Source organism: Streptacidiphilus jeojiense (genome assembly GCF_000719095.1).
Taxonomy (GTDB): Bacteria; Actinomycetota; Actinomycetes; order Streptomycetales; family Streptomycetaceae; genus Streptacidiphilus; species Streptacidiphilus jeojiensis.
This window is the reverse complement of the sequence record NZ_JOEH01000095.1, coordinates 1-751: the sequence shown is the minus strand read 5'-3', so window position 1 is coordinate 751 and position 751 is coordinate 1. Positions and strand designations below refer to the sequence as shown.

The window sequence follows — 751 nt, the reverse complement described above, 5'->3', positions numbered from 1 at the left end:
GTCGATGGTGGTCAGATTGGAGCCGGCCAGGTCCGCCGACCCGCCCCACAGCTCCGGCACCACCGCGCCCACAGCCTTGAGGAACTCACCCGACGCCTTGCGGGTGGCCACCTCCTTGCCGGGCTCGAAGGTCGGGATGGCCTGCTCCCAGCCGTCGGGCAGGCGGCCCGCGGTGATGCGGTCGAACTCGGCGGCGCGCTGCGGGTTGGCGGTGCGCCAGTCCTCGAAACGCTTGGACCAGGCGGCGTGGGCCTCGCGGCCGCGGTCGCCGACCTCGCGGGCGTGGGCCAGCACCGTGTCGGCGACCTCGAAGGACTGCTCCGGGTCGAAGCCAAGCACCTGCTTGGTGGCGGCGACCTCAGCGGCGCCCAGGGCGGAGCCGTGCGACTCCTCGGTGCCCTTGGCGTTGGGGGCCGGCCAGGCGATGACGGTGCGCATGGCGATGATCGAGGGGCGCTCGGTCTCGGCCTGGGCGATGACCATGGCGTCGTGCAGGGCCTTGGGGTCGATGTCGCCGCTTTCGGCCGGGGCGACGCGCTGGATGTGCCAGCCGTAGGCCTCGTAGCGCTTGAGGACGTCCTCGGAGAACGCGGTCTCGGTGTCGCCCTCGATCGAGATGTGGTTGTCGTCGTACAGGAACACCAGGTTCCCGAGCTTCTGGTGGCCCGCGAGGGAGGAGGCCTCGCCGGAGACGCCCTCCTCCAGGTCGCCGTCCGAGCAGATGCCCCAGATGGTGTGGTCGAACGGGGAG

Annotated in this window: 1 protein-coding gene; it reads right to left on the bottom strand. The window is 71.5% G+C overall.

Annotated features, from left to right (window positions below; translation table 11 throughout):
• Positions 1 to 751: transketolase (locus IF29_RS0141185; protein WP_030267724.1), on the bottom strand; the 751-nt coding region annotated here is incomplete at both ends.